We start from the raw sequence: 23,378 nt of genomic DNA on the forward strand, positions 1-23,378 counted from the left end.
AGGTGTAGAATTTGGATCATCCACGACCGCATCGCGTCGGCGAGCAATTGCAAAAGGAAATATCGGCCCTGTTGCTTAAGGGCCTTAAGGATCCACGCGTGGGATTCGTGACCATCACCGCTGTGAGCGTAACTCCCGACATGCATCTTGCGCGCGTTTATTACACCGTATACGGTGAAGAAGAGCAGCGCAAGGAAACGCAAAAGGGTCTGGAAAGTGCGACACCTTTTTTCCGTAGGGAGCTTGGCCGGCGTCTGCGCATGAGGTATGTACCCGACCTTGTATTTGAATTTGACAAGGCCCTCGAGTACGGAAACCGTATCGAAAGTCTGTTGCGACAACTGAATGAGGACAAACCCAGCGATGATTAATGCGATCGTCCAATTGATCGGGGAGAGCCAGAGTTTTTTGGTGGCCTCCCATGCTCATCCGGATGGTGATGCTGTGGGTTCCACCCTGGCTCTGGTCAGCTTTTTGCGCCAATTGGGGAAAAACGCCGTCGCATTTAATCTTGATGGCATACCTGAAGAGCTTTCGTTTTTGCCCGGCGCCGACGAGGTGATCTGTCAGCCTGAAGCTTTGAGCTCGTACGATGTGGGTTTCATTCTTGACTCCGGCGAATTGGGGCGGGCGGGTGATTTCCTGCAAAATCATTGCTCGAAGCTGGTCAATGTGGATCACCATCCGCATTCCGAACCCTTTGGTGCCATAAATTATGTGGATGAGCAGGCTTGTGCCACAGGCGCGCTTATCTATCGCATTATCCAAACGGCCGGCTACAGTATTTCACATGATGTTGCATTGTGTGTCTACACGGCCATTCTGTCCGACACCGGGTCGTTTCGCTATTCCAATGCCAATCCCGAAGCTTTTCAGATCGCTTCGGCGCTGGTGGAAGTCGGGGTTTCGCCATGGTATGTGGCCGGGAATCTCTATGAAAGCAGGCCTGCCGAACAGATAAAGCTTCTTTCCCATGTATTGGAAACCCTCACCGTTTCCTCCTGCGGGCGTTTCGGGTCGGTTATGGTTACGACCGGAATGTTGCAGGCAGCAGGCGCTCGTCCTGAGCATACAGACGGTCTTATCAATTATCCTCGTTCCATTCGAGGCGTTGAGGTTGCCTTGTTTTTCCGGCAAGTCGAAGATGATCTGTTTAAGGTCAGTTTCCGATCCAAAGGTAAGGTTGATGTGGGATCTCTTGCCCGTGAACTTGGGGGAGGAGGGCATCACAATGCCGCCGGAGCTACGGTTGCAGGTAGTATGGAACAAGTTCAAGAAGTTGTTTTCGACCGCCTGAACGCACTTCTTCCGCTCTGCTGATGAACGGTATCCTTATTGTCGATAAGCCGCAGGGGATGACCTCCCATGCTGTGGTAGGACGTATCAGGCGCCTGTTCGGTTTGCGTAAGGTCGGACATGCCGGTACCCTCGACCCTCTGGCTACCGGTGTCTTGGTAGTGGCCCTCGGTCAGGCTACCCGGATCCTTCAGTTCCTTATGCAGGAAAATAAGGTTTACCGCGCGTCGCTGGTTCTCGGCAAGACCACCGATACTCAGGATTCCGAAGGGCAGATTGTGGCTACCAGCGATCCGGGACACATCGATGCGCAGTCTGTAGCCGATGTCTGTCATAGCATGGTTGGCAGTTACGATCAGATGCCTCCTATGTATTCGGCGCTGAAAAAGGATGGGGTGCCGCTATATAAACTCGCCAGGCAAGGTGTGGAGGTCAGCCGCAAACCCAGACGTATCACGATTTTTGATCTGCAATTATTGGCTGTCGAGCCTCCGAATATCACCTTCGATGTGCATTGTTCGAAGGGGACTTATGTTCGTACTATCTGCCATGATATCGGTGTTAAACTCGGTTGCGGCGCACACTTGACAGCTCTGCGACGTCTGCGAAGCGCTCCTTTTGACGTCAAGGAAGCCGTCACCCTGGAAGCCATTGAATTGATGGCTCCTGAGGATCGTCCGGAACTGCTTTTGTCGATTGCCGAAGCGCTTCGGGAATATCCGTCCCTGAATGTTTGCCCGGAGGGTATAAAACGTCTTGGTTACGGCATTCCTCCCACGGCGGATATGATAGCGGATACAATCGATTTCGAAGAGGGAACCCAGGTTTTACTTGTGGGTCCCGGGGGAGCGCTCGCCATGGCGACATACGTGCCTTCGAGGGCGCGGGAAAGCCGTGGCGATTTTGAGTTGTTGCGGGTTTTTAATGATGGCGGTAGCTCTTAATTGCGCTTTACACCACCACGTAACTATGCTATTTAAATTACGCTTTATAACGTTATAATAACCATTTAGGTTGAATTTCAACACGAAAGGAGGTGGCAAGGTGCTGGCCACTGAAAAAAAGCAGGAACTCATCGATCAGTATAAACGTCATGAGGGTGATACAGGTTCTCCTGAGGTACAGATTGCTCTGCTGTCAGAACGCATTACTTATCTGACCGAGCATTTTCGGACTCATAAAAAAGACCATCACTCGCGTCGAGGTTTGCTGAAGATTGTCGGGCAGCGTAGACGTCTTTTGGATTATCTCAAAAGCAACGATGTCGAACGTTACCGTGCAATCATAAAAAGTCTCGGTATCCGCAGGTAGTATAGGGCAGCACGCTTCCCGTCGATGTTGGGAGGCCTGCTGCCTGAGTTTTTTGTATGCTATTGGAGGTTGTCCGGAGAGAACAGCCGATCCGCGTGGATGAGCGGCTGTTGTTTCAGGCCAGTCTCCTTTAGCCGTTTAAAGAGAATGTTTTTGTGAGGTACTGAAGATTAAGGTTTAACCTCTCAAGCAAAGGAGCATAATTTGGCTTATCAAAAAGTAGAATGTCAGTTCAATGGGCAGACACTTACCCTTGAAACCGGCAAAATGGCCCGTCAGGCCGATGGTGCCGTGGTTGTCAGCTTCGGCGGCACCAAAGTTCTGTGTACTGCCGTCAGTGCCAAGCAGATGCGCGAAGGACAGAGCTTTTTCCCTCTTACCGTCAATTATCAGGAAAAATTTTATGCCGGTGGCAAAATTCCCGGCTCTTTCTTCCGCCGGGAACGTGGCGCCACTGAGCGCGAAACCCTGGTGTGTCGTCTGATCGACAGACCCTTGCGACCTCTTTTTCCTAAAGGATATATGTTTGAAACCCAGATCATGCCGACTGTGATCTCGGTTGACGAACAGAACGATCCCGACACCTTGGCTATGGTCGGCGCTTCCGCTGCCATCGCCGTATCCGACATTCCCTTCGACGGGCCTGTTGCTGCCGTTCGTGTCGGTCGTGTCGAAGGTAATTTGATCGCCAATCCGACCATTGAGCAGCGAGCCGAAAGCGATATGGATATTATCGTTTCCGGTTCCCGCGATGCCATCATTATGGTCGAGGGCGAAACACGGTTTATCAGCGAGCAGGAAATGCTCGATGCGCTGTTCTTCGCTCATGAGGCGATTCAGCCTCTGATCGATGTTCAGCTTGAACTGGTCAAAATCGCCGGTAAGGAAAAACGCGAATTTTCCGTGCCGGAAATCGATCCTGCGGTTGTGGAAAAGGTTGCGGAACTGGCAGAAACCCGTCTGTCCGAAGCTGTTAAAATCCGTACCAAGCAGGACCGTTATGCTGCTGTGGCAGAAATCAAAACGGAAATACTGGAAACCCTGGCCGCCGATTTTGAAGATCAGGAAGACGATATAAGCGAGGCTTTCGGCAATTTGCAAAAACGCCTTGTGCGTCAGATGGTCGCTCGCGACAAGGTCCGTATCGATGGCCGCGACAAGAATACCATTCGTCCGATTACATGCGAAATCGGTCTGTTGCCCCGCGCCCATGGCAGTGCCTTGTTTACCCGGGGAGAAACGCAGGCGTTGGTGGCTGCAGCCCTTGGTACCTCCAAAGACGAGCAGCGCATGGACAATGTGCAGTCTATGGAATTTAAAAAATTCATGCTGCACTATAACTTTCCGCCGTTCTGCGTAGGCGAAACCAGCATGCGCCTGTTTCCCGGACGTCGTGAAATCGGCCATGGTATGCTTGCCGAGCGCTCTATTGCGCAGGTGTTGCCCAACCACGATGACTTCCCCTATACGCTACGCGTTGTCTCCGATATCCTGGAGTCCAACGGCTCTTCTTCCATGGCCAGTGTCTGCGGTGCCTCTCTGGCGCTGATGGATGCCGGTGTACCTGTCAGCGAAGCCGTTGCCGGTATCGCTATGGGGCTGATCAAAGAGGGCGATGATATCGTCGTTCTTTCGGATATCCTTGGCGACGAAGACCACCTTGGCGATATGGACTTCAAGGTCACCGGTACCCGTGAAGGGATCACCGCTCTGCAGATGGATATCAAAATTAAAGGTGTCAGCAAGGAAATCATGCAGCAGGCACTGGAGCAGGCCAGGGAAGGTCGTCTTCACATTCTGGATAAAATGGCGGAAGCCATCACCGCTCCGCGGAGCGATCTGTCGCCCTACGCGCCGCGCATCACGACCATACAGGTTAAACCGGACCAGGTGCGTACCGTTATCGGACCGGGCGGGAAAAACGTTCGCGGAATTATCGAAGCAACGGGGTGCGCCATCGATATCGAAGATGATGGCCGTATCAACATCGCTTCGGCGGATGGGGATGCCTGCAAGGCCGCCATCAAAATGATCCGGAATCTCACTCAGGAGGCCGTTGTCGGCAAGCTTTATATGGCGACCGTCAAAAAGATCATGGAATTCGGTGCGTTTGTGGAGATTTTCCCCGGCACGGAAGGCCTGGTGCATATTTCCGAACTGGCCAAGGAACGTGTCAAAAAGGTCACCGATATTTTGCAGGAAGGTGATCAGGTTCTTGTTAAATGCCTGGATATCGACCGGCAAGGCAAGATCAAGTTGTCTCGTAAGGAAGCCTTGGGGCAATCCCTGCCGGAAGAAGGGTAAGCCAAGGTATTATGGTTCAAAAATCTGTCCTGGATAATGGCATCCGTATTATTACCGAACGCGTACCCGGAGCTTATTCGGCTACGGTAGGTTTTTGGGTCGAATGCGGGTCGCGCCACGAATCGTCTGAACAAAGCGGCGTGTCTCATTTTCTGGAACACATGCTGTTCAAAGGGACAGTTACCCGTAGCGCCCCGTCCATCGCCAAAGAAATAGATGCGGTGGGCGGGGCCCTCAATGCTTTTACCAGTTGCGAATATAGCTGTTACTACGCAAAGGTCGCAGGGCGCCACCTGTCCATGGCGGTGGATCTGCTTGCGGATATCATTCTTAATTCGGTATTCGATTTCGACGAACTGGAGAAAGAGCGGCGGGTTATTCTCCAGGAAATCCACATGCTCGAAGATTCGCCCGAGGAGTGCATTCATGAAATGTTTACGCACTCTTTCTGGCAGGAGCATCCCCTGGGCCGGCCTATCGCCGGATCGGTCCAATCGGTACAATCACTTGAACGCAGAGACCTCCTCGCGTATCTCGAAAAATTTTATTGTGGCAGCAATCTGATCATTTGCGTGGCCGGCGATGTTCAGCATGAAGATCTGGTTGAACAGATCTCCCGTCTTGCCGGCGACCTCCCTGTCGGTTGCAAAAGCGCCGCAGGTTCCCCACCTCTCACGCATTCAACGATTCAGGTAGCGCATAAAGACATTGAACAAGTTCATTTCTGTCTGGGGACCAGAGCGCCCGATCAACGTCACGGTCAGCGTTTCACCGGTAATATACTGAATACCATGCTCGGGGGCAGCATGAGCTCCCGACTGTTTCAGACCCTGCGCGAAGAACGCGGCATGGCATATTCCGTTTACAGTTATCTGACATCCCATTCGGATTCGGGTGCCTTGGTGGTCTATGCCGGAACCTCTGCTTCCGAAGTCCAACATGCCATCAATATCGTGCTCAGGGAGTTGTCGCGTTTTCAGCACCATGAGGTGAATCCCGAGGAATTACAGGCGGCGAAGGAACTGATCAAAGGTCAGTTCATGCTTTCGCTGGAGAGTACCGAAAATCGTATGACACGGCTCGCCAAGAATGAAATCTATCTGGGGCACGTTCAGACTCCCGACGAGATTGTCGAACATGTGCAGCAGGTTACGGGTGAGGACATTCTGCAGTTAACGGGAAAATATCTGCGGGATGAACATCTGAACCTTCAAATGGTCGGCCCCATTACGGGAGAAGGTTTTCCTTCGGTCGATCTGACTCTTGGCTGAGTACCATAAACACTTCTAATCCAAAGCGTTTCTTGCATTTCCATGAAAACCATTACAATTAAAGTTAAAAGATTGCATTCAAAGGCAATGTTGCCAGCCTACATGAGTCCGCATGCCGCCGGTATGGATCTCTATGCGTGCCCGGATGGCGAAGTCGTGGTTAAACCCGGTTGCAGGACTATCGTCCCCACAGGTATCGCCCTGGCTATCCCTGTCGGATACGAAGGGCAGGTGCGACCGCGCTCGGGGCTCGCTCTGCATCACGGCGTTACCCTGGTCAATACGCCCGGCACCATCGATGCTGACTATCGCGGAGAATTGGGTATCATTATTATCAACCATGGCGATGAGGATTTTGTTGTGTCGCCCGGCGATAGAATAGCTCAGTTGGTCATAGCCCCGGTTCATCGAGCCGTCCTTGAAACGGTTGAAGAACTGGACGAAACGGATCGCAATGAAGGTGGCTTCGGTCATACCGGTTTTTAACTTTCTTTCGGAGGAACACCAGAAAAGGGAGCCTTGCTATGATACTTACCATTAATCCCGAAACGCCGCAAAAACGTCTGATCAGTCGCGTTGTGGAGTGCATCAAGCAGGGTGGAATCGTTGCATATCCCACGGATACCATTTACGGCCTGGGGTGCGATATCTTCAACCGCAAGGGCATTAAGAGGATTTACCAGATCAAGGAGCGTGTCCATCGTAAGCCTTTCTCCTTTATCTGCGCCGATCTCTCCGATGTAGCGAATTACGCACAGGTCAGTAATTTCGCTTTCAAAATTATGAAACGCTATCTTCCCGGCCCCTATACTTTCGTGCTCGAGGCGACTCGCGTGGTCCCGGATCTTTTGGTGACCAAGCAAAAAACCGTGGGTATCCGGATTCCCTCCAATCCTATTTCACTGGCTATCGTAAGGGAGTTGGGGCACCCCCTTGTAACCACCAGTGCCAACCTTTCCGGTGAAGAGCCCTGTTGCGATCCTTCCCTCATCGAGGAAGAACTGGGTAAGCAGATCAATATGGTCGTCGATGGCGGCATTATCAAGGGCGAGGCATCAACGGTCATCAGCCTGATCGACGATAATATTGAAGTGCTACGCCAGGGAGCCGGGGATATCAGCTGGATTCATCAACTGTAATTCTCCGCGACCTTCAAACTTTCCCTCCAATGGAAGACTCGTTGTGTTGCAACTTGAGCTTCCTTTCGGTCCTTCTTGAAAAAACATGAGCTATCGGGTATAGTGCCGGCGGTTTATGTTAATTTTTACCTTCTGTTGTCTGCGGTTGATCGAGGGAGGACCATTTTCATGCTGGATTTTTTCAATCAGGCTACCATCTTTGGACTCATGGGTGGCCTGGGACTGTTTTTGTTCGGCATGAAAATTATGTCGGAGGGGCTGCAAAAGGTCGCCGGCGACCGGATGCGCAAAATTCTTGCGGCCTTGACCAACAACCGGTTGATCGGAACCTTCGTCGGTCTGGCCGTTACGGCCATCATTCAGTCGTCCAGTGCTACGACTGTCATGGTTATCGGGTTCGTCAATGCCGGTTTGATGACCCTGGTGCAGGCTATTGGCGTCGTTCTTGGTGCCAATATCGGAACAACCGTTACAGCGCAGCTTCTTGCGCTTAAAATTACCCATTTTGCATTGCCGGCCATCGGCATCGGTACCGGTCTCAAGCTTTTTGCCCGCAGCAAGAAATGGATCTACGGTGGGGAAATTCTGCTTGGCTTCGGTATTCTGTTTTTTGGCTTAGCCACCATGAAAGGGGCGTTTGATCCTCTCAAAGGCAGCACTGCCTTCCATGACTTTTTCCTTATGGTCGGCGACAACTATCTGCTGGCTATCGCTTCAGGAGCGTTGCTTACTATTGCGGTGCAAAGCAGCAGTGCCACCATCGGCATTACCATGGCTCTGGCCAGCAGTGGGTTGCTTGCTTTCGATGTCAGCGTGGCCCTTATCTTAGGCGAAAACATCGGTACCACCATTACCGCCAATCTGGCTGCCATTGGAACCAACCTGGCCGCGCGACGTACCGCCTTGGCTCATCTACTGTTCAATGTTCTGGGAGTCCTGGTTATTCTTCTTATCTTCCCGGTGTTTTTGCACCTGGTCGACAGCCTGACGCCTGGCGACCCCAACTTCGTGATTCGCGGTACTGCGGATGCAGCTACCTTTGGCGCGGCCATTGGAGATAAACCCAATATTGCCTGGCATATCGCGAATGCGCACAGTCTTTTCAATATCGTCAATACTTTGCTCTTTCTACCCCTTATCGGGCTGCTGGCCAAACTCGCTTGCCTGATGCTACCCGGTAAGGATGAGATGATGGAATTTCATCTGAAATATATCGACAATCGCGTGCTCAATACCCCGCCAATTGCTCTTGGCCAGGCACGTTCCGAAACCAAACGGATGGCCCATATCACCCTTGAAATGCTGGATGGAACCATGGCCTTTTTCCGTGACGGCAACGAAAAACATCTTACGGCGCTTGATAAACAAGAAGAAATCGTGGATCTGCTGCAAAAAGAGATCACAGATTTCCTTGTCAATCTATCCCAAAAATCCATCACCCAGGACATGTCACGCGACGTAGCTTCCATGATGCATATTGTCAACGACCTCGAACGGGTAGGCGATCACTGCGAATCATTGTGGAAACTTGCAGGCAGACTCCGTGATTTGCGTCAGGCTCTGTCCCCCGTGGCTGTCCAGGAAATCGAAGAGCTTTCTCAAAAAACCAGGGACTTTCTGGCTTTTGTTATCGATGCCTTCGATCGCGGAGATACCACCATAAAATCAAAATCGAGCTTTATGGTCGGGGTGGTGGACGATCTGGAAGACACCCTCAGGAACAATCACATTTCGCGACTGAATACAGGGGAATGTTCTGTCCAGCAGGGTCTCATTTATATCGATATGCTGCATGGTTTTTCCAAAATCGGCAGTCATGCCTTTAATGTCAGCAAAGCTGTCATCGGGGATAAATAACATGCTGGCGGGGGTCGATGTCGGATCAAATACGGTGCGTCTCCTTTTGGGAGAGGTCTGCCACGGTATCATCAAGCCGGTTCGGTATGTACGCCATATTACGCGCCTGGCCGGAAACTATGATCCCCGTGTCGGTCTAGCCAGGCAAAGCATGGATCATACTTTCAACGCTTTGCTGGATCTGCAGAATATCATTGCACAAGCCGGCGTAGAGCAGGTACGCGTTGTCGGTACCGAGGCGCTGCGCCGTGCTCCCAATGCCGATGAATTCGTTAGCCGGGTGCAGGACCATGCAGGCATCCGACTGGAGATTATCGACGGCGAGGAAGAGGCGCGATTGAGTTGCGCCGGTATGATTGCCGCTCTCGCTCCGCCACCGGAAAGCTGCCTGATGTTCGATATCGGCGGGGGCAGTACCGAATTGATTTTCAGCCATAAAGAGAAGGTTTTATTCAAAAAAAGCTATCCTCTTGGCGTTGTGGAACTGTGTGAAATGTATCCGGAGGACGTTGCACAGCAACGGTACATATCGAAAATTTTTTCACTTGCCGTTGCCGATCTGAAAAAATCCTCCCACTTTGAGCACGCCATGGCTTCCGATACTCTGCTGGTCGGCACCGCCGGTACCGTAACATCGCTGGCAGCCATGAAATTGCGTATGATCGACTACGATGGTCTGCGCATCAATAATCAGGTTCTATTTCATGCGGAACTGACCGCGATGCTGAAATCTCTTTCTCCCATGTCTGTCGAACAACGGGAACAGTTGGCAGGACTCGAAAAGGGGAGGGGAGATCTTATCGTTCCGGGCCTTCGCATTACTCTGGCGCTGCTTGATGTTTTCGGGAAAAATATGACGAAGGTCAGTGATTTCGGTTTACTGGAGGGGGTCCTGTTGCAGATGGCTTCCCGGCAATTCGTTTCATGAGGAATTGACAAGCCTAAGATGGTTCCCTATAGTCACTCTTGTTGTTCTAAAACATCATTTTGAATAAAAATCATAATATTGCAGACTGAAAAGGACCTAGCATGAAACGCACCATGTTATCTGGAAACGAGGCGATTGCTCGAGGAGCTTTCGAGGCCGGCGTTAAGGTTGCTTCTGCTTACCCCGGTACTCCGAGCACCGAGATCCTTGAAAACATTACCCGGTATCCGACCGTCGATGCATCCTGGGCACCCAATGAAAAGGTGGCGCTCGAGGTCGGTATCGGAGCTTCCTTTGGCGGGGGTCGTGCACTTGTCGCTATGAAGCATGTAGGTGTGAATGTCGCAGCCGATCCGCTTTTTACGTTGTCGTATACGGGGGTCCGTGGCGGGCTGGTGCTGGTGACGGCCGATGATCCGGAACTGCATTCTTCACAGAATGAACAGGACAACCGTAACTATGCCAAGTTTGCCAAAATGCCTATGTTCGAGCCGGCAGACAGCCAGGAAGCCCTTGATTTCACGCGTCTGGCACTGGAAGTCAGCGAGCAATTCGATACGCCTGTTTTTCTGCGTTCCACCACACGTATATCCCATTCCAAGTCGGTGGTTGAAATTGGCGAACCGGTAACCTCGCTGCCGGATACATCGATTAAAAAAGATCCCGCCAAATTCGTCATGCTACCCGGTAATGCCCGCAAACGACATGTGGTTATCGAAGATCGCCTGCACCGCATGGAGGAATGGGCCTGCCAGCAACCTTTTAACCGCATCGAGATCGGAGAGGGCAAAATCGGGGTTATAACCAGCGGCGTTTCTTATCTGTATGCCAAAGAGACTCTGCCGGAAGCGGATATTCTCAAACTCGGGATGGTGTACCCCTTGCCTAAACAGTTGATTCGGGATTTTGCCAGCCGTTACGATACCCTGTATGTGATCGAGGAACTGGATCCGTTTATCGAAGAACAGGTTCGTGCCATGGGTATTGCGGTACATGGCAAAGATATCCTGCCCATCTGTGGCGAGCTCACCCCCGGACGCTTGAAAAAGGCTTTAACCGGGAAAGAAGACGTACCGTTTCATGCTCCCCAGGAACCTTTGCCCAACCGGCCGCCTAACATGTGCCCCGGTTGTCCTCACCGCAGTGTGTTTTTGACTCTTAATCGCCTCAAGGCATTTGTAACAGGCGACATAGGTTGCTATACCCTCGGTTTTATGGAACCCCTGTCGGCCATGGATACCTGCATTTGCATGGGCGCCAGTATCGGTAACGCTACCGGCATGGCCAAGGTACTCAATGCCGAGGAGGCCCAGCGCATTGTGGCGGTTATCGGGGATTCGACGTTCCTTCACACCGGGATTAACGGTCTGATGGATATGGTCTATAACAATTCCAAAGCAACCGTTCTCATTCTGGACAATCGTACTACTGCCATGACCGGTCGTCAGGAAAACCCCGGCTCCGGTTATACTCTGGCAGGCGATCCATCCTACCGCATTGATATTGAAGCGCTCTGCCGTAGCGTCGGGGTAAAGAATGTCACCGTGGTAGATCCCTACGATATCGATCATACGCGTACCGTGATCAAGGCCGAAATGGAGCGCCCGGAGGTTTCCGTGGTCATCGCCCGCCGTGCCTGTATGCTGGTTAAACGCGATCCTGTGAAGAGACAGGCTGCGCTTAAAGTGGACGCTGAAAAGTGTACCGGGTGCAAGGCCTGCCTTCAACTTGGATGCCCTGCCATCGAATGGCAGCCTGACGCCGGGGACAAGGGGAAAGCCGTGATCAATCCCTTGTTATGCTGCGGCTGCGGTTTGTGCCCGCAGATGTGTCATTTTGATGCCATAGGAGGCCACAGTGAAGGATAAAGTAACCAACGTTCTTATCTCCGGAGTGGGCGGGCAGGGTATCCTGTTGGCCAGCGAAGTTCTTTCCGAGGTGCTTATGTTGGCCGGATACGATGTTAAAAAAAATGAAATTCATGGTATGGCACAGCGCGGTGGCAGTGTCGTGTCCCACATTCGTTTCGGCACCAAGGTATATTCCTCCATCATCCCCGAGGGGGAAGGGGATATTCTGTTAGGCTTCGAGTTGCTCGAAACCTATCGTTATTTGCCCCTGCTACGCAAAGGTGCCAAGATTATAGTCAATGATCTCAAGATCTTGCCGCCACCGGTTACTCTTGGAAAAGAGACTTACCCGGATAACGTTCAAGCAAAAATCCAACAGGCTTTCCCGGATACGTTGCTGGTAAAGGGCGCAGATCTGGCAAAGCAGGTCGGCAATCCGCGCACGGTCAATATGGCTTTACTGGGTGCCATGTCCGGTGCTTTGCCTATAGATAATCAACTTTGGACTGATACGCTACGTTGCATGGTGCCCGAACGGTTCCTGGAGGCGAACCTCGAGGCCTTCACGTTGGGCAGCCGTGCCGCGCTCGCTTGCAGTTAATAGGAGGCAGGTTATCATGCTCTGGAACGAGGAATTTGAAACCCTTCCGCGTGAAGCCATAGAGTCGCTGCAACTTAAACGATTGCAACATACTCTGGAACGCGTTTACGCTACGGTGCCCTTTTATCGCAATGCCTTCCAAAAGGCGGGGGTAACACCCGATAAAATAAAATCGCTTGCGGATCTGCAGCGCCTGCCGTTCACCTTGAAACAGGACATGCGCGACAATTATCCTTACGGGCTCTTTGCCGTACCCCTGGAACGCATCGTGCGGATTCACGCGTCCTCCGGGACAACCGGCAAACCGACCGTGGTCGGTTATACCCGGCGCGATATCGAAATCTGGTCCGAGTTGATGGCCCGGTCATTCGGGGCCGCGGGCGTCGGACGCGGGGATGTCATTCATAATGCCTATGGTTATGGTCTTTTTACCGGGGGATTGGGAGCGCATTACGGTGCCGAAAAACTTGGCGCGGCGGTTATCCCCATGTCGGGTGGCAACAGCAAGAAACAGATCATGATTATGCAGGATTTCGGTTCCACGGTTTTGACCTGCACCCCGTCCTACAGTCTGTATCTTGCCGAGATCGCAGCCGAACAAAATATCGACATCAAAAGTTTTCCCTTGCGAGTCGGTATCATGGGTGCGGAGCCCTGGAGTGAGTCGATCCGGAAGGAGATCGAGGAAAAGCTTAATATCAAGGCCATCGATATTTACGGATTGTCCGAAATTCTCGGCCCCGGCGTGGCCATCGAATGCATTGAAGCGCAGCATGGCTTGCACATCTGGGAAGATCATTTTATCGCCGAGATTATCAATCCCGATACCGGCGAGGTATTGCCACCGGGAGAGCAGGGCGAGTTGGTGATTACCACGATAACCAAGGAAGGCATCCCCATGATCCGCTATCGGACAAGGGATATCACCCGGTTAATTGTGGAGCCGTGCTGTTGCGGACGTACGCACCGTCGTCTGGAACGCATGAGTGGCCGCAGCGACGATATGCTCATCATTCGCGGGGTGAATGTTTTCCCCTCGCAGATTGAAAGCGTTCTGATGGGGATCGAAGGGGTTGAGCCTCATTATCAGCTGATCGTCAGTCGGGAGGAAAATCTCGATACGCTGGAAGTTCAGGTAGAAGTCAACGAGGGGACCTTTTCGGATGCCATCAAACCCCTTCAGGATCTGTCCAGCCGGATACGCAAGGAAATTAAAGAACTTCTTGGCATTACATGCAAAGTTCGCCTGGTTGAGCCCAAAACCCTGGCGCGGTCAGAGGGAAAAGCCAAGCGCGTTATTGATCAACGTCCCAAGTAATCACCTATATCTTGAAGCATAGGAGGTCGCATGAAGGTTCAGCAGATTTCCATTTTTATTGAAAATATCCCCGGTCGTCTTGCTGAGGTAACCACGGTGCTTGGGAAGTCGGGGGTCAATATCCGGGCCTTGTCCTTGGCAGATACTACCGATTTCGGCGTTTTGCGTCTCATCGTGGACAAAATTGATTTGGCGAAGAAGGTTCTCGCCGAACATGAATTTACAGTCACCAAAACCGATGTCGTGGCGGTAGAGGTTCCCGATCGGCCTTTGGGGCTGGCGGAAATACTTAATCAGCTCGATATAGCCCAGATAACCGTCGAATACCTCTATGCATTCGTGGAACGCAGAGGGGAAAATGCCGTCATCATTTTCCGCTTCGACAATGCTGACGATGCCATTAAGGTGTTGCAGGATAACGGCATCAGAATTCTGTCGGGAGAAAATGTCTACAACGTCTAGCCGCTTTTGGTTAACACCCTGAAGTTCTTTGATTTTTAAGGGTTTTTTTTTGGGGAAAAAGAAATAATTTTCCCTTGACAATTACTGTCGGATGCAGCATAATCCGACCTCGTTGATTGACGGGGCGTAGCGCAGCCTGGTAGCGCACCTGCATGGGGTGCAGGGGGTCGGAGGTTCAAATCCTCTCGCCCCGACCATTCAGCGACTTGCAAAAACAAGCACTTAGGCCACTCAGCAATGGGTGGCCTTTTTGCGTTCTGGGTGATTACGTTTTCTGGTTGTCGTTCAGTTGCCCTTTGCATTAAACTCGTTTAAAAAAATATCCACGTCCGGAAAAAACGCTCGCAGGTTATGATCTCGAATTACATGGGGGGGGATTTTTCATCCTAAAAAATTGACCTCCATCTAGCAAAAGTCCGGGATCTGCGCGTCACCCCCGGCTTAACGGTCAGGAAGGCCCCTTAAGAATTTTGTATGGATACCTGGATGCAAAGGTGAGAATAATTCTTTACTGTTTATTCCGTTCGAGGAGGATCCAATTGTTTTGCCTCAGTCGGAATTGGAATATCAGAGCTGTTGAGTTAGTGTGCTTGCGGCACGTAACGAGCATGAGCCCTGCCATAGTGGTGGGGCTTTTGTGTATCTGGGCAATTGGCTGTTCTTCCGGTTGGAGTTTCGTGAGTGGGCGGGCTTGGCGTTCTATGGTTGCGTTTGTGTTCCATTGGACACTTTTTCAGTAACAGTCGACGCTTCGATATACTGGTAGGCCGCTCGGTTCGCCATTCCCCACCGATTCCGGCAATAATCTTCAAACGTGCCTTGCCAAGCCGTATACATTATGGGAAAATTAAGCGGGTAACTCATTCGTTGCGATGGCCGACGCAGCGATCATGAAGGCCTCTGGCATGCCGCCGGAGGTTTTCGTGTTTTTACAGCATAAAGAAAGCCCCCTTGCCAACCATGACGCGGGGGCTTTTTCCTTTGTATTTTGACGTTTATCGATTAAGCCGCCAAGGTTCGGGCCGTTAGATCCGGTTCCCTGGCAGCGGTACAGAGCGGACACATGGCATCTCCGTCGCAGATGCGGGCGGCAGGATTCCTATTCAGCAAGCTGTCGACGATCAGCGGCAGCAGCACCACCAGGTCGGCACCGGGGATCTGGCAGTCTTCGACAATGTGAACCACGGCGGCGGAGAGATCAGAAACCATGCCGTCGATCTCATGGAGATAATCAGCTTCGCGACAGGCGATGCAGTCCCCAGTTCGCAGGTAACGGCAATTACAACGCTTTTCGGCCAAGGCAACGGCAGTGATCTGGAGAAGGTCAGCTGGGGAAATGTCGGCATAAGCAGCGGCGGTAAAAAGGATATTTACAGTGGTGTGCATTTTGGATGGTGTTTCCACGACAAGCTCCTTTTTGAAATGACAAGGGATACGAACCCTTCGCGATAAGGCTCGGAGTGGTATCCATAATCGCACCTCACTCCTCACACTATTTGTCTGTATAACAGGGCGTTTAATGTGGCTACGCAGGTAGCAAGCCTTGCCATTTTCATCATTTGATTTATATGTATAAAAGAGGATCGCGAATCCCGCCACGTAATCAGCGTTTTTAAGCAGGGAGGTATGTATGGGAAAGTGCAAAGTTATTCCTTTTCGTCAACCCCGCCAGCAACGCAAACTTGGCCTGATTGAACGTTTACTCCTGAAATGCGGTCTGAAAGGCAGTCGTGCCGGCAAGAATGAGAGGACCGTTGTTCACGGTTTCGGCCCAGGTGCCATGCGAAGTACCCGAGGTAACTGAGTGACACAAGATTGAATTCCGCTGGTGCTCTTTGTGCAAACGGTTTTCCCATTCTAAGAAATAGTTTTTGCATTCGGTTAATCTGTGGTTATAATAATGAGTCCCATTCAACCTGATTTCCTACGCTTGAAGAGGAGACTATGACCGCTGTTATCCTGTGCGATTGCTCTGAAGATGACTTGGGAGAATATATTCTGCTCAAGTGCCTATGCGATGAGATTTCAGTGTCTCATGAGATCCAATGGGTAGATGTGGCCGCATTGAATATTGCCACCTGCAAAAAGTGCCACAGGTGCCGTCCGCATGGAGACTGTGTTCTGCCTGAAGATGATGCACACCGGGTTGGTCGTATGGTCTTTGCGGCCGATGCGCTGGTGGTAGGATTAAGTACGACTCCGGATGCCCTGGGTGGGAGGTTCGTTCACTTGCTCGAGCGCATTTCCGCATCTCTTAATTTTAAAAATAACAAAGGGGAAACCTGCCCTTGGCATCATGGCAGGTCGGCTGTTGTGGTGTGCTCGGAGAAAAAAACGCCTCATGCTTCTATAAACCAGGTAAGCAATCGCCCTGCGGATTGCTATCTGTTAAAAACTTTAAGTGCTGGCGGGTTTGATTTGATCGGTCTGGTATCTTCTTATAATCATTATTCCACCTGCATTGACGATCTTCCTATAGAGAAAGCCCGTGCCTTGGGTCGAAGTTTGTCTAACGCTAAACCAATATAACCCATCCTTGTTCTTATCGATCGTACATCTCATTCAAATTTTCTATCAAATTATGATGTCGAAAAGCCTTGGAAATCTTAGGCGAATGATTTCAGCAGCGTTTTGCGGTATGGAAACTACCTGCGCGGGATCAAGCGACTATCGGTAGAAAATCTGCTTCTTGCTGTATTTGTCGGTATCGGTCTACTCTGGGGCTTTGGTATGGCGTGATGTAGACTTTCGAGCAACTATCCTGTTAGTTAGTACGAGCTCTAAAACACGAGACCCCCGCCCGTTTCAACAGGCGGGGGTCTCGTAGAGTAGAGGGGCAGAGAGCTTGCTTCTTTGTCTCTTGAATATACGATCTTATTGAAGGTCTTTAAAGCCTCACCGAGAAACCCTCCTTACAACTCAGAGAGAAACTGTTCCAGACGGTCGCAGCCACCAACCAGGCGCGGAAAGAGCCGTTCTGCCAGAACGTCGTTGATTTGCTCGAAACCGGGCCAGGCCTTCAGGGCGGCGGCTCCGTCGTAATCGACGCCGGCGACCCGTACTCCGAGCTCGGTTGCGCCCAGATAAAAATCGGATCCCGGCAATACTGCCACACGGGCCTGTTCGAGCAGTAGATCGCATAACTGGCGGCCAGTGAATATCCCCTGCTTGCGCAGAGCCTCGCGCTGATTCTGAAAATCGGGGAAGAGGTAAAACGCACCTTCCGGACGCGGGCAGTTAAGCCCCATGCCGGTAAAACGCCGATGCAGATATTCGCACGCCCAGCGATGAATTTCATTGGTGCGTTGCACAAACGGTCGCACTGTTTCGAAATTGCCGTAGGCTTCAAGGGCGGCGTATTGGATTGGTGCGGAAACGGCGCTGAAGGTTTCGCTGATCACCGATTTGAGGGCTTCAAGCACCAGTTGTAGCCCGTGTGGAACCAGCATCACTCCGAGTCGGTAACCGCCGGCAGCAAAGGACTTGGACAGGCCGCCTGTTACGATGGTCCCTTCTGGATAGTATTGGGCGATGCTGCAATGAGGCCGATCCGTGAAATTGAGCATGGCATAGATTTCATCGGAGATGACCACCACCTGATAGGCGCGGCAGATCGCGGCCATTTCTTCGATTTCGCTTTTACGATAGAAGGCGCCGGTAGGGTTGTTGGGGTTATTGAGTATAAGCAGCTTCTGGCACTGGCCGAGGCGGTTGCAGGCCCGATCGAGTTCTTCGGGTTGTAACCGGTAGCCGTTGTCGCGCCGGGTCGGGATGGGTACGATCTCTTTGCCTCGCAATGCCGCCTGAGGGCCGTAGCTGACCCAGCTTGGAGCCGGTACCAGGAGCGGTCCTTCCATGAGGTATATGGTCTGAAAAATCAGTTCTTTGCTACCGGGGCCGATGCAGACGTTTTCCGCCGCAAATTCATAACCGAACTCCTGTTGGTAAAAGCCGGCTACAGCCTGGCATAGCTCGGGCAAGCCTCGGGTCGGCAGGTAATCTTTTTTATCAACATTGGACCGCAGGGCCTGCTGCAGCGGTTCAGGTACCGGAAAAGGAGACTGACCGAAGCCGAAATGAAACACTTCCTTGCCCTGGCGGCGCATCTCGAGGGCCTTGAGATTGATGGCCAGGGTGGCGGATTCCTTGAGGCTAAGCACCAACGGATTGAGGGCCGGATACATATTGTTCCTCCTTCGTGAGTCAGGTTTTTAAGTCCCGTGCGCAGATGCTGCTCAACTGGATAGGGTTCGGATAGAGTTGCTCGGCCGGATAGGGCAGGCGGTATTTACGCACATAAGTAGTTCAGAAGTTTGATCTGCACGTTCAAGGGGATCATGCCGTGCCGGTACTGGCTGAAAAGTTTCTGCACCTCCTGCTTTTCATCGATAGAAAACGGCCTCTTAAAGTAACCGGAAGTATTAACGAGATTGGCAATTTGGGAAGGTAAAAATCGCTTCGGGGAATTTTTCTTGCAAGCCTCTCCCGGCACCTTTCCGTTAAGTCAAGATTCGCCAAATCTCATCGATTAGAGTCAATTGTAGCAAAACATTTTACCACCAAGAGCAAGTTTAAAAGATTGCTGCAGATTTCGTTTCGTCTGATTGGCGCTGAAAATCAACGAATCGATATGGTCTCATCCTTAAAGAAGCACAGTTAATCGTGGGAGTCGGTAATATTCCGACATTGACGTGCTTACCAGTCCGCGTGGAACTCGTTCGAGAGGGCGCCCGTCATTCGAAGTAGTGATGTCTTATTAAGGAAAATACGGATTCCTCGTATCGTGTTAAATGCCCCATAGTTTCCTGGGCATCCGCCGATTTTGCTGTCCCTTTTCCTATTTTTTGGTAAAGGTTCGAAACGACTTTTCAGATAGATGTTAGAGTTGAAACGAGGGGGGGGGGAGGGCCTCAGAAAAAAGGAGGCCATTGCGGTGTTTAGCAAGGATATTAAAGGGGAATGAAGTCAACTATTAAGGTTAAAGGTCTGACACGGAAGTTTGGCGACTTGGTCGCAGTGAACCGCGTAGAATTCGACGTTTATCAAGGCGAGATCTTCGGATTTCTGGGGCCAAACGGAGCCGGCAAAACGACAACTGTTCGCATGCTTACAGGCGTGATCGATCCCACGGAGGGTACCGCAACCATACAGGGCCACGACATCCGTAAAGAGGGGGTGCTGTCCCGAGCGCACATCGCCGTCGTTCCCGAGGAGGCGAATGTATACCGCGATCTTTCTGTCTGGGAGAATATCATGCTCATGGCAGAATTACACGGTGTTGCACGACATCAACGATTCCGGGAAGCTGCGCGTCTGCTTGACGAACTCGGACTGACGGAGCGAAAGAAACAGAAAGCCTGCGAACTCTCCAAAGGGCTTCGGCAAAGAGTAATGCTATGTGCCGCGTTGGTAACGAATCCGGATATATTGTTTCTCGATGAACCTACTAGCGGACTGGACGTCCAAAGTGCGGGACTGATACGCCGTGTAGTTAGCGATTTGAACCGGAAGGGTCTTACGGTATTCCTGACCACGCACAATATGAGTGAGGCCAGTGAGATGTGCACCCGTGTAGCGATTATCGACAAAGGAAACATTGTTGCCATAGACACACCGGAAAGACTGCGCAGTGCCATGAGCTCCCGTCAATTCGTTGAAGTGCGTTTTGGGGGGATCATGCCCGGGTATGAAGAGCTCGAATCGCTGCCGGGGGTCTCACAGATTGATGCGAACAATGGGGTTTTTCGGTTGTACACCGAGTCGCCTGGCCACGTGCTGACCGAGGTCATCCGGCTGGCAGACAGGAGGGGGCTGGAAATCCGGGATCTCTGCAACCGTAAGCCCAGTCTGGAGGATGTATTTCTACACTTTACGGGTGGGCAAAAGGAGAACCCTGTGCAATGACGGATCAAAGGGAGACGGTTCAGCGTTGGCCACACCAGTTGCATGGTTCGCTGGTCATCCTTAAGAAGAATGCGCGACTGTACTATCTGAAGCCGCCGGTGCTTATCTTCGGGGTTCTTTTTCCAGTTTTTTTCTTTCTTGCGTTCAAGATGGGCCGTCCTATCGCGACAGGAAATATTGTTCCAGGCATGGTTGCTATGGCACTTTGGTTTACTTCCAGCGCGGTCGGACCATTGGTAACTCCCTGGGAACGGAGCGGCAAGACTTATGAACGTCTGATATCAACGCCTGTTGCGCTGCCCGCGATACTGGCGGGAGACGTCATTAGCGGATTCATCTTCGGAGCCTGTTTTTCGGCAATTCCGGTTTTACTGGGGCTTGTTCTTACCGATGCCTCTGTCAGGAACATGTCGCTGCTTATTGCTGGAATCATCATATCTGCACTGAGCTTTGCTTCTTTAGGGGTGCTTCTGTCTTCATTCCCTGCAAGAACCCCCTCTAACACCATGCTGCTGTCGAACCTGGTGCGACTCCCGCTGCTTTTTGTGAGTGGAATATTTATACCGATTGCCAAGATGCCTGTTTGGGCCCGGTGGCTTGCACCGATTTCACCGTTATCCTATGCCAGTTCATTGATTCGCTCTGGTTTCGGGCAATCGGCGTATTTCCCCGTTTGGCTGAACTTCTTTATGCTGGTTTTGTTTACGGTGACAATGTTTCTGGCGGCCTGCAAATTTCACAATATTTGGCGGGGGAAAGGTTTGTGAAAGAATTCTTATGATTTCAAGTTTTACCGAAATGCACCTATCTGAAGTATCAGCAAGCGAGAGAAAATAAAAACTTCCGTGCGACAACGGATAATATGCGATTCGAGAACAAATGATGCCAAAACGCAGTAGATGCCAAGCAAAAACTTGGTCACGCCTCGTCTATGTAACTACTAGAAGAACTATTCAAAAGAAACCATAACCTGTTACCTGCATCTTGCTAGCATTGGATAAGGAGTCTGACATGAAACAGTTGCTAAACTGGCGTATATTACTTGGATTATTCCTTCTGCTTTTGTCGGTATTTTTCTATGCCTTGCATTACTTGATATTTCATGATGCCCACCACATTTTCATTTATTTGGTCGGAGATGTGGCTTTTGTTTTTATTGAAGTTTTGCTTGTTACAATGATCATCCATCACCTTCTTAACGAATGGGACAAACGGTCTAAACTTCAAAAATTGAACATGGTAATTGAAACATTCTTCAGTGAATTCGGTAAACCCTTAATAGCATATTTGTCAAGTGCCGATACAACGCTTCCCTCGATTCGCAACGCTGTTGTCATGGATTGCAACGAACAGGCCCCGGATTTTAAAGCAGCGAACGCTAAGATTTCGGGATATCGCGGCAACATAGATCTGGCGCAGGTGAATCTTGGCAACCTCGAGATGTTTCTACGCGACCGTCGGGGGTTCTTGGTCTCCCTTCTTCAAAATCCGAATCTTCTTGAACACGAGAGTTTTACGGAATCCCTTATGGCGGTGTTCCATATTACCGAAGAACTTGCCGCTCGAGACCTGACAGATCTCTCTGAAGAGGACCGGCAGCACACGAAGCAAGATCTCGAACGCGCTTACGGCCTGCTTACTCAGCAGTGGGTAGCGTATATGGATTACATCCACAAACACTATCCATACTTCTTTGTTTTCGCGATGAATACAAACCCATTTGATGCAGATGCTGCCTGGCTTGACCGATGGACCGGGAAAGTTCACGGCGAGAGTCCTGCCTAGGAGTCTGTCGGACTATCCACGATCCGGCTGCAAATTCGGCTGTTTGGCCTATATTTCAGCTCCTTTTCGACCCATAGTTACAACTAGGAACCTTCAAAGGAGCTGAAATCTGATATGGCTGACATTTACAAGAACAAAAAACTGTTCCTTGAAAACCGTGGTTATTAGGTCTGTCACGAAAAAGCGGGACCTGGCAGTTATGGTATCAAGCCGCCCGTTCAATGCATTTATCCCTCTGGGGCTAAACCGAAAATGCGGTCGGAAAATTTCACGTACCACGCTGCCGCCTGGACCTGAACGACATAGGCTAGGGCAATAATGATTGCGATTTCCGCTCCGTTTTCCCTGAATACTGTCATGGCGATAGCCAGGGCGATGGACAGATTGCGCATAACGGTACCATAAATTAACGCGATGCCCTCACCACGGGAAAAAAACAATTTTCCGACCAAAGTGCTCAGAGCAAAGTTGATGAAATATAAAAGGGCCAGGGGGAAAAGGTAAATCAGCAACGTTCCCGGCTGTTGGAGAATACTGTCAGCTTTAAGCGCCATGGCTACAAAGACGATACCGAGCACGCCCAGAGTCGAGACCATGGGGAATCGTTTTTTAAGATCCCGCTGATAAACTTCCCGACCGTATTTGCGAATCAATCCTTTTTGCGTCAAATAACCGAGTATCATTGGGACGAAAACGATCAGTGCTATCTGTTTGAAGACCTCCAATAGAGGAATTTCAATGACTGTACCCATCAGGGATTGGACGTATAAGGGCGTGGCAATGGAGCCAACCACCAAACCGATGACCGTCATCTTGATCGCAGCATTGATGTCCCCTTTGGCAAAACCGGTCCAGGTGATGGTCATACCGCTGGTAGGCAACAGAGCGGCCAATAGCAGACCAAGAGCGATCAGTGGCCTGTCGGCAAAGAACCACTGCCCCAGTCCGTAGGCGATAAAAGGGATCAGCGCGAAGTTGATGGCCTGGGTCACAATCTGGCAACGCAGGCCAGTCGCGGAAAAGACCTTGTCAATTTGTAAGTTGACCATCATTGGATAAACCATGAGAAAAGTCAGGGGCACGATAGTACTTCTCAGGCTCGCCACCGGGAATAGGTAACCGGTTGCCAAACCGGCCAGCATCATGGCGGGGATTGTCCAGATAAGATTTCTTTGCAAATAGCCTAGGATCTTCCACATAGGGCCTCCAGAGGATGGCGGGTCTTATTGATGGTTGCCCATACGAATTACCGTATGGGCAACCGTTGGAATCAGATCTTTTGACAATGGGATATAAATACGGGAAAGATGCCTCCCATGACACTTGTGCGGCATGACCGTAAATTTCAACGC

23 protein-coding genes and 1 tRNA gene are annotated in these 23,378 nt (G+C 51.1%); 20 read left to right on the top strand and 4 right to left on the bottom strand.

What is annotated here, in order from left to right; all coding sequences use genetic code 11:
• The first annotated feature begins 11 nt into the window (after nucleotides 1–11).
• The 15 genes from rbfA (at nucleotide 12) to PCAR_RS08770 (ending at nucleotide 14,534) form a co-directional block, all read left to right on the top strand.
• Nucleotides 12–371 carry a 30S ribosome-binding factor RbfA gene (rbfA, locus tag PCAR_RS08700; RefSeq protein ID WP_011341285.1) on the top strand — a complete coding sequence of 120 codons (360 nt, stop codon included), beginning with the start codon at nucleotides 12–14 and terminating at the stop codon, nucleotides 369–371.
• Nucleotides 364–1,320, top strand: coding sequence for a DHH family phosphoesterase (locus tag PCAR_RS08705; RefSeq protein WP_011341286.1), 957 nt, complete (start codon nucleotides 364–366; stop codon nucleotides 1,318–1,320). Before rbfA ends, PCAR_RS08705 begins: the two co-directional genes overlap by 8 nt.
• Nucleotides 1,320–2,240, top strand: coding sequence for a tRNA pseudouridine(55) synthase TruB (gene truB, locus PCAR_RS08710; RefSeq protein ID WP_011341287.1), 921 nt, complete (start codon nucleotides 1,320–1,322; stop codon nucleotides 2,238–2,240). The genes PCAR_RS08705 and truB overlap by 1 nt, the downstream gene beginning before the upstream one ends.
• Before the next feature lie 100 nt (nucleotides 2,241–2,340).
• The gene (rpsO, locus tag PCAR_RS08715; RefSeq protein WP_011341288.1) at nucleotides 2,341–2,607 is read left to right on the top strand and encodes a 30S ribosomal protein S15; all 267 of its coding nucleotides are present in this window, start codon (nucleotides 2,341–2,343) and stop codon (nucleotides 2,605–2,607) included.
• 204 nt (nucleotides 2,608–2,811) lie between these two features.
• Nucleotides 2,812–4,911 (top strand): polyribonucleotide nucleotidyltransferase, encoded by a 2,100-nt coding sequence (pnp, locus tag PCAR_RS08720; protein WP_011341289.1) that lies wholly within the window; start codon nucleotides 2,812–2,814, stop codon nucleotides 4,909–4,911.
• A gap of 11 nt (nucleotides 4,912–4,922) precedes the next feature.
• Entirely contained in the window at nucleotides 4,923–6,182 is a 1,260-nt protein-coding gene (locus tag PCAR_RS08725; protein WP_011341290.1) for a M16 family metallopeptidase, read from the top strand.
• 42 nt (nucleotides 6,183–6,224) lie between these two features.
• Nucleotides 6,225–6,668, top strand: a complete 444-nt coding sequence (gene dut / locus PCAR_RS08730) for a dUTP diphosphatase (RefSeq protein WP_011341291.1) — start codon at nucleotides 6,225–6,227, stop codon at nucleotides 6,666–6,668.
• Between the two features lie 38 nt (nucleotides 6,669–6,706).
• Nucleotides 6,707–7,321, top strand: coding sequence for an L-threonylcarbamoyladenylate synthase (locus PCAR_RS08735; RefSeq protein ID WP_011341292.1), 615 nt, complete (start codon nucleotides 6,707–6,709; stop codon nucleotides 7,319–7,321).
• Nucleotides 7,322–7,489: 168 nt separating this feature from the next.
• Nucleotides 7,490–9,178, top strand: coding sequence for a Na/Pi cotransporter family protein (locus tag PCAR_RS08740; RefSeq protein ID WP_011341293.1), 1,689 nt, complete (start codon nucleotides 7,490–7,492; stop codon nucleotides 9,176–9,178).
• A gap of 1 nt (nucleotide 9,179) precedes the next feature.
• Nucleotides 9,180–10,106, top strand: a complete 927-nt coding sequence (locus tag PCAR_RS08745; protein ID WP_011341294.1) for a pppGpp 5'-phosphohydrolase and exopolyphosphatase — start codon at nucleotides 9,180–9,182, stop codon at nucleotides 10,104–10,106.
• 101 nt (nucleotides 10,107–10,207) lie between these two features.
• On the top strand, nucleotides 10,208–11,974 hold the full coding sequence (iorA, locus tag PCAR_RS08750) for an indolepyruvate ferredoxin oxidoreductase subunit alpha (protein ID WP_011341295.1): 1,767 nt from the start codon (nucleotides 10,208–10,210) through the stop codon (nucleotides 11,972–11,974).
• Nucleotides 11,964–12,557, top strand: coding sequence for an indolepyruvate oxidoreductase subunit beta (locus PCAR_RS08755; RefSeq protein ID WP_011341296.1), 594 nt, complete (start codon nucleotides 11,964–11,966; stop codon nucleotides 12,555–12,557). The genes iorA and PCAR_RS08755 overlap by 11 nt, the downstream gene beginning before the upstream one ends.
• 16 nt (nucleotides 12,558–12,573) lie before the next feature.
• Nucleotides 12,574–13,875, top strand: coding sequence for a phenylacetate--CoA ligase family protein (locus PCAR_RS08760; protein ID WP_011341297.1), 1,302 nt, complete (start codon nucleotides 12,574–12,576; stop codon nucleotides 13,873–13,875).
• Nucleotides 13,876–13,905: 30 nt separating this feature from the next.
• On the top strand, nucleotides 13,906–14,337 hold the full coding sequence (locus tag PCAR_RS08765) for an ACT domain-containing protein (protein ID WP_011341298.1): 432 nt from the start codon (nucleotides 13,906–13,908) through the stop codon (nucleotides 14,335–14,337).
• A gap of 120 nt (nucleotides 14,338–14,457) precedes the next feature.
• A tRNA-Pro gene (locus tag PCAR_RS08770) sits at nucleotides 14,458–14,534 on the top strand.
• Nucleotides 14,535–15,339: 805 nt separating this feature from the next.
• On the opposite strand, the gene PCAR_RS08775 is transcribed toward PCAR_RS08770, so the two are convergent.
• A complete protein-coding gene (locus PCAR_RS08775; RefSeq protein ID WP_041531317.1) occupies nucleotides 15,340–15,741 on the bottom strand; it encodes a hypothetical protein in 402 nt (133 codons plus the stop codon).
• 226 nt (nucleotides 15,742–15,967) lie between these two features.
• On the opposite strand from PCAR_RS08775, the gene PCAR_RS18785 reads away from it, so the two are divergent.
• Nucleotides 15,968–16,141 carry a hypothetical protein gene (locus PCAR_RS18785; RefSeq protein WP_011341300.1) on the top strand — a complete coding sequence of 58 codons (174 nt, stop codon included), beginning with the start codon at nucleotides 15,968–15,970 and terminating at the stop codon, nucleotides 16,139–16,141.
• Nucleotides 16,142–16,281: 140 nt separating this feature from the next.
• Nucleotides 16,282–16,866, top strand: a complete 585-nt coding sequence (locus tag PCAR_RS18640) for a flavin-binding protein (protein WP_011341301.1) — start codon at nucleotides 16,282–16,284, stop codon at nucleotides 16,864–16,866.
• Nucleotides 16,867–17,249: 383 nt separating this feature from the next.
• On the opposite strand, the gene PCAR_RS08780 is transcribed toward PCAR_RS18640, so the two are convergent.
• Together PCAR_RS08780 and PCAR_RS19250 are read right to left on the bottom strand one after the other, a co-directional pair.
• A complete protein-coding gene (locus PCAR_RS08780; RefSeq protein ID WP_011341302.1) occupies nucleotides 17,250–18,521 on the bottom strand; it encodes a pyridoxal phosphate-dependent aminotransferase in 1,272 nt (423 codons plus the stop codon).
• 104 nt (nucleotides 18,522–18,625) lie between these two features.
• Nucleotides 18,626–18,829, bottom strand: coding sequence for a DUF1722 domain-containing protein (locus PCAR_RS19250; RefSeq protein ID WP_041531318.1), 204 nt, complete (start codon nucleotides 18,827–18,829; stop codon nucleotides 18,626–18,628).
• 467 nt (nucleotides 18,830–19,296) lie between these two features.
• Here PCAR_RS19250 and PCAR_RS08790 point away from each other — a divergent pair, with 467 nt between their 5' ends.
• From PCAR_RS08790 to PCAR_RS08800, 3 genes are all read left to right on the top strand, one after another.
• Nucleotides 19,297–20,241 (top strand): ABC transporter ATP-binding protein, encoded by a 945-nt coding sequence (locus tag PCAR_RS08790; protein ID WP_011341303.1) that lies wholly within the window; start codon nucleotides 19,297–19,299, stop codon nucleotides 20,239–20,241.
• Nucleotides 20,238–21,008, top strand: coding sequence for an ABC transporter permease (locus PCAR_RS08795; RefSeq protein WP_011341304.1), 771 nt, complete (start codon nucleotides 20,238–20,240; stop codon nucleotides 21,006–21,008). The genes PCAR_RS08790 and PCAR_RS08795 overlap by 4 nt, the downstream gene beginning before the upstream one ends.
• A gap of 244 nt (nucleotides 21,009–21,252) precedes the next feature.
• Nucleotides 21,253–22,026, top strand: a complete 774-nt coding sequence (locus tag PCAR_RS08800) for a hypothetical protein (RefSeq protein ID WP_011341305.1) — start codon at nucleotides 21,253–21,255, stop codon at nucleotides 22,024–22,026.
• Nucleotides 22,027–22,253: 227 nt separating this feature from the next.
• Here the strand turns inward: PCAR_RS08800 and PCAR_RS08805 are convergent, their stop codons facing one another.
• Nucleotides 22,254–23,225, bottom strand: a complete 972-nt coding sequence (locus PCAR_RS08805) for an arsenic resistance protein (RefSeq protein WP_011341306.1) — start codon at nucleotides 23,223–23,225, stop codon at nucleotides 22,254–22,256.
• Between the last annotated feature and the right edge of the window lie 153 nt (nucleotides 23,226–23,378).

It is taken from the genome of Syntrophotalea carbinolica DSM 2380 (assembly GCF_000012885.1).
Classification (GTDB): Bacteria; Desulfobacterota; Desulfuromonadia; order Desulfuromonadales; family Syntrophotaleaceae; genus Syntrophotalea; species Syntrophotalea carbinolica.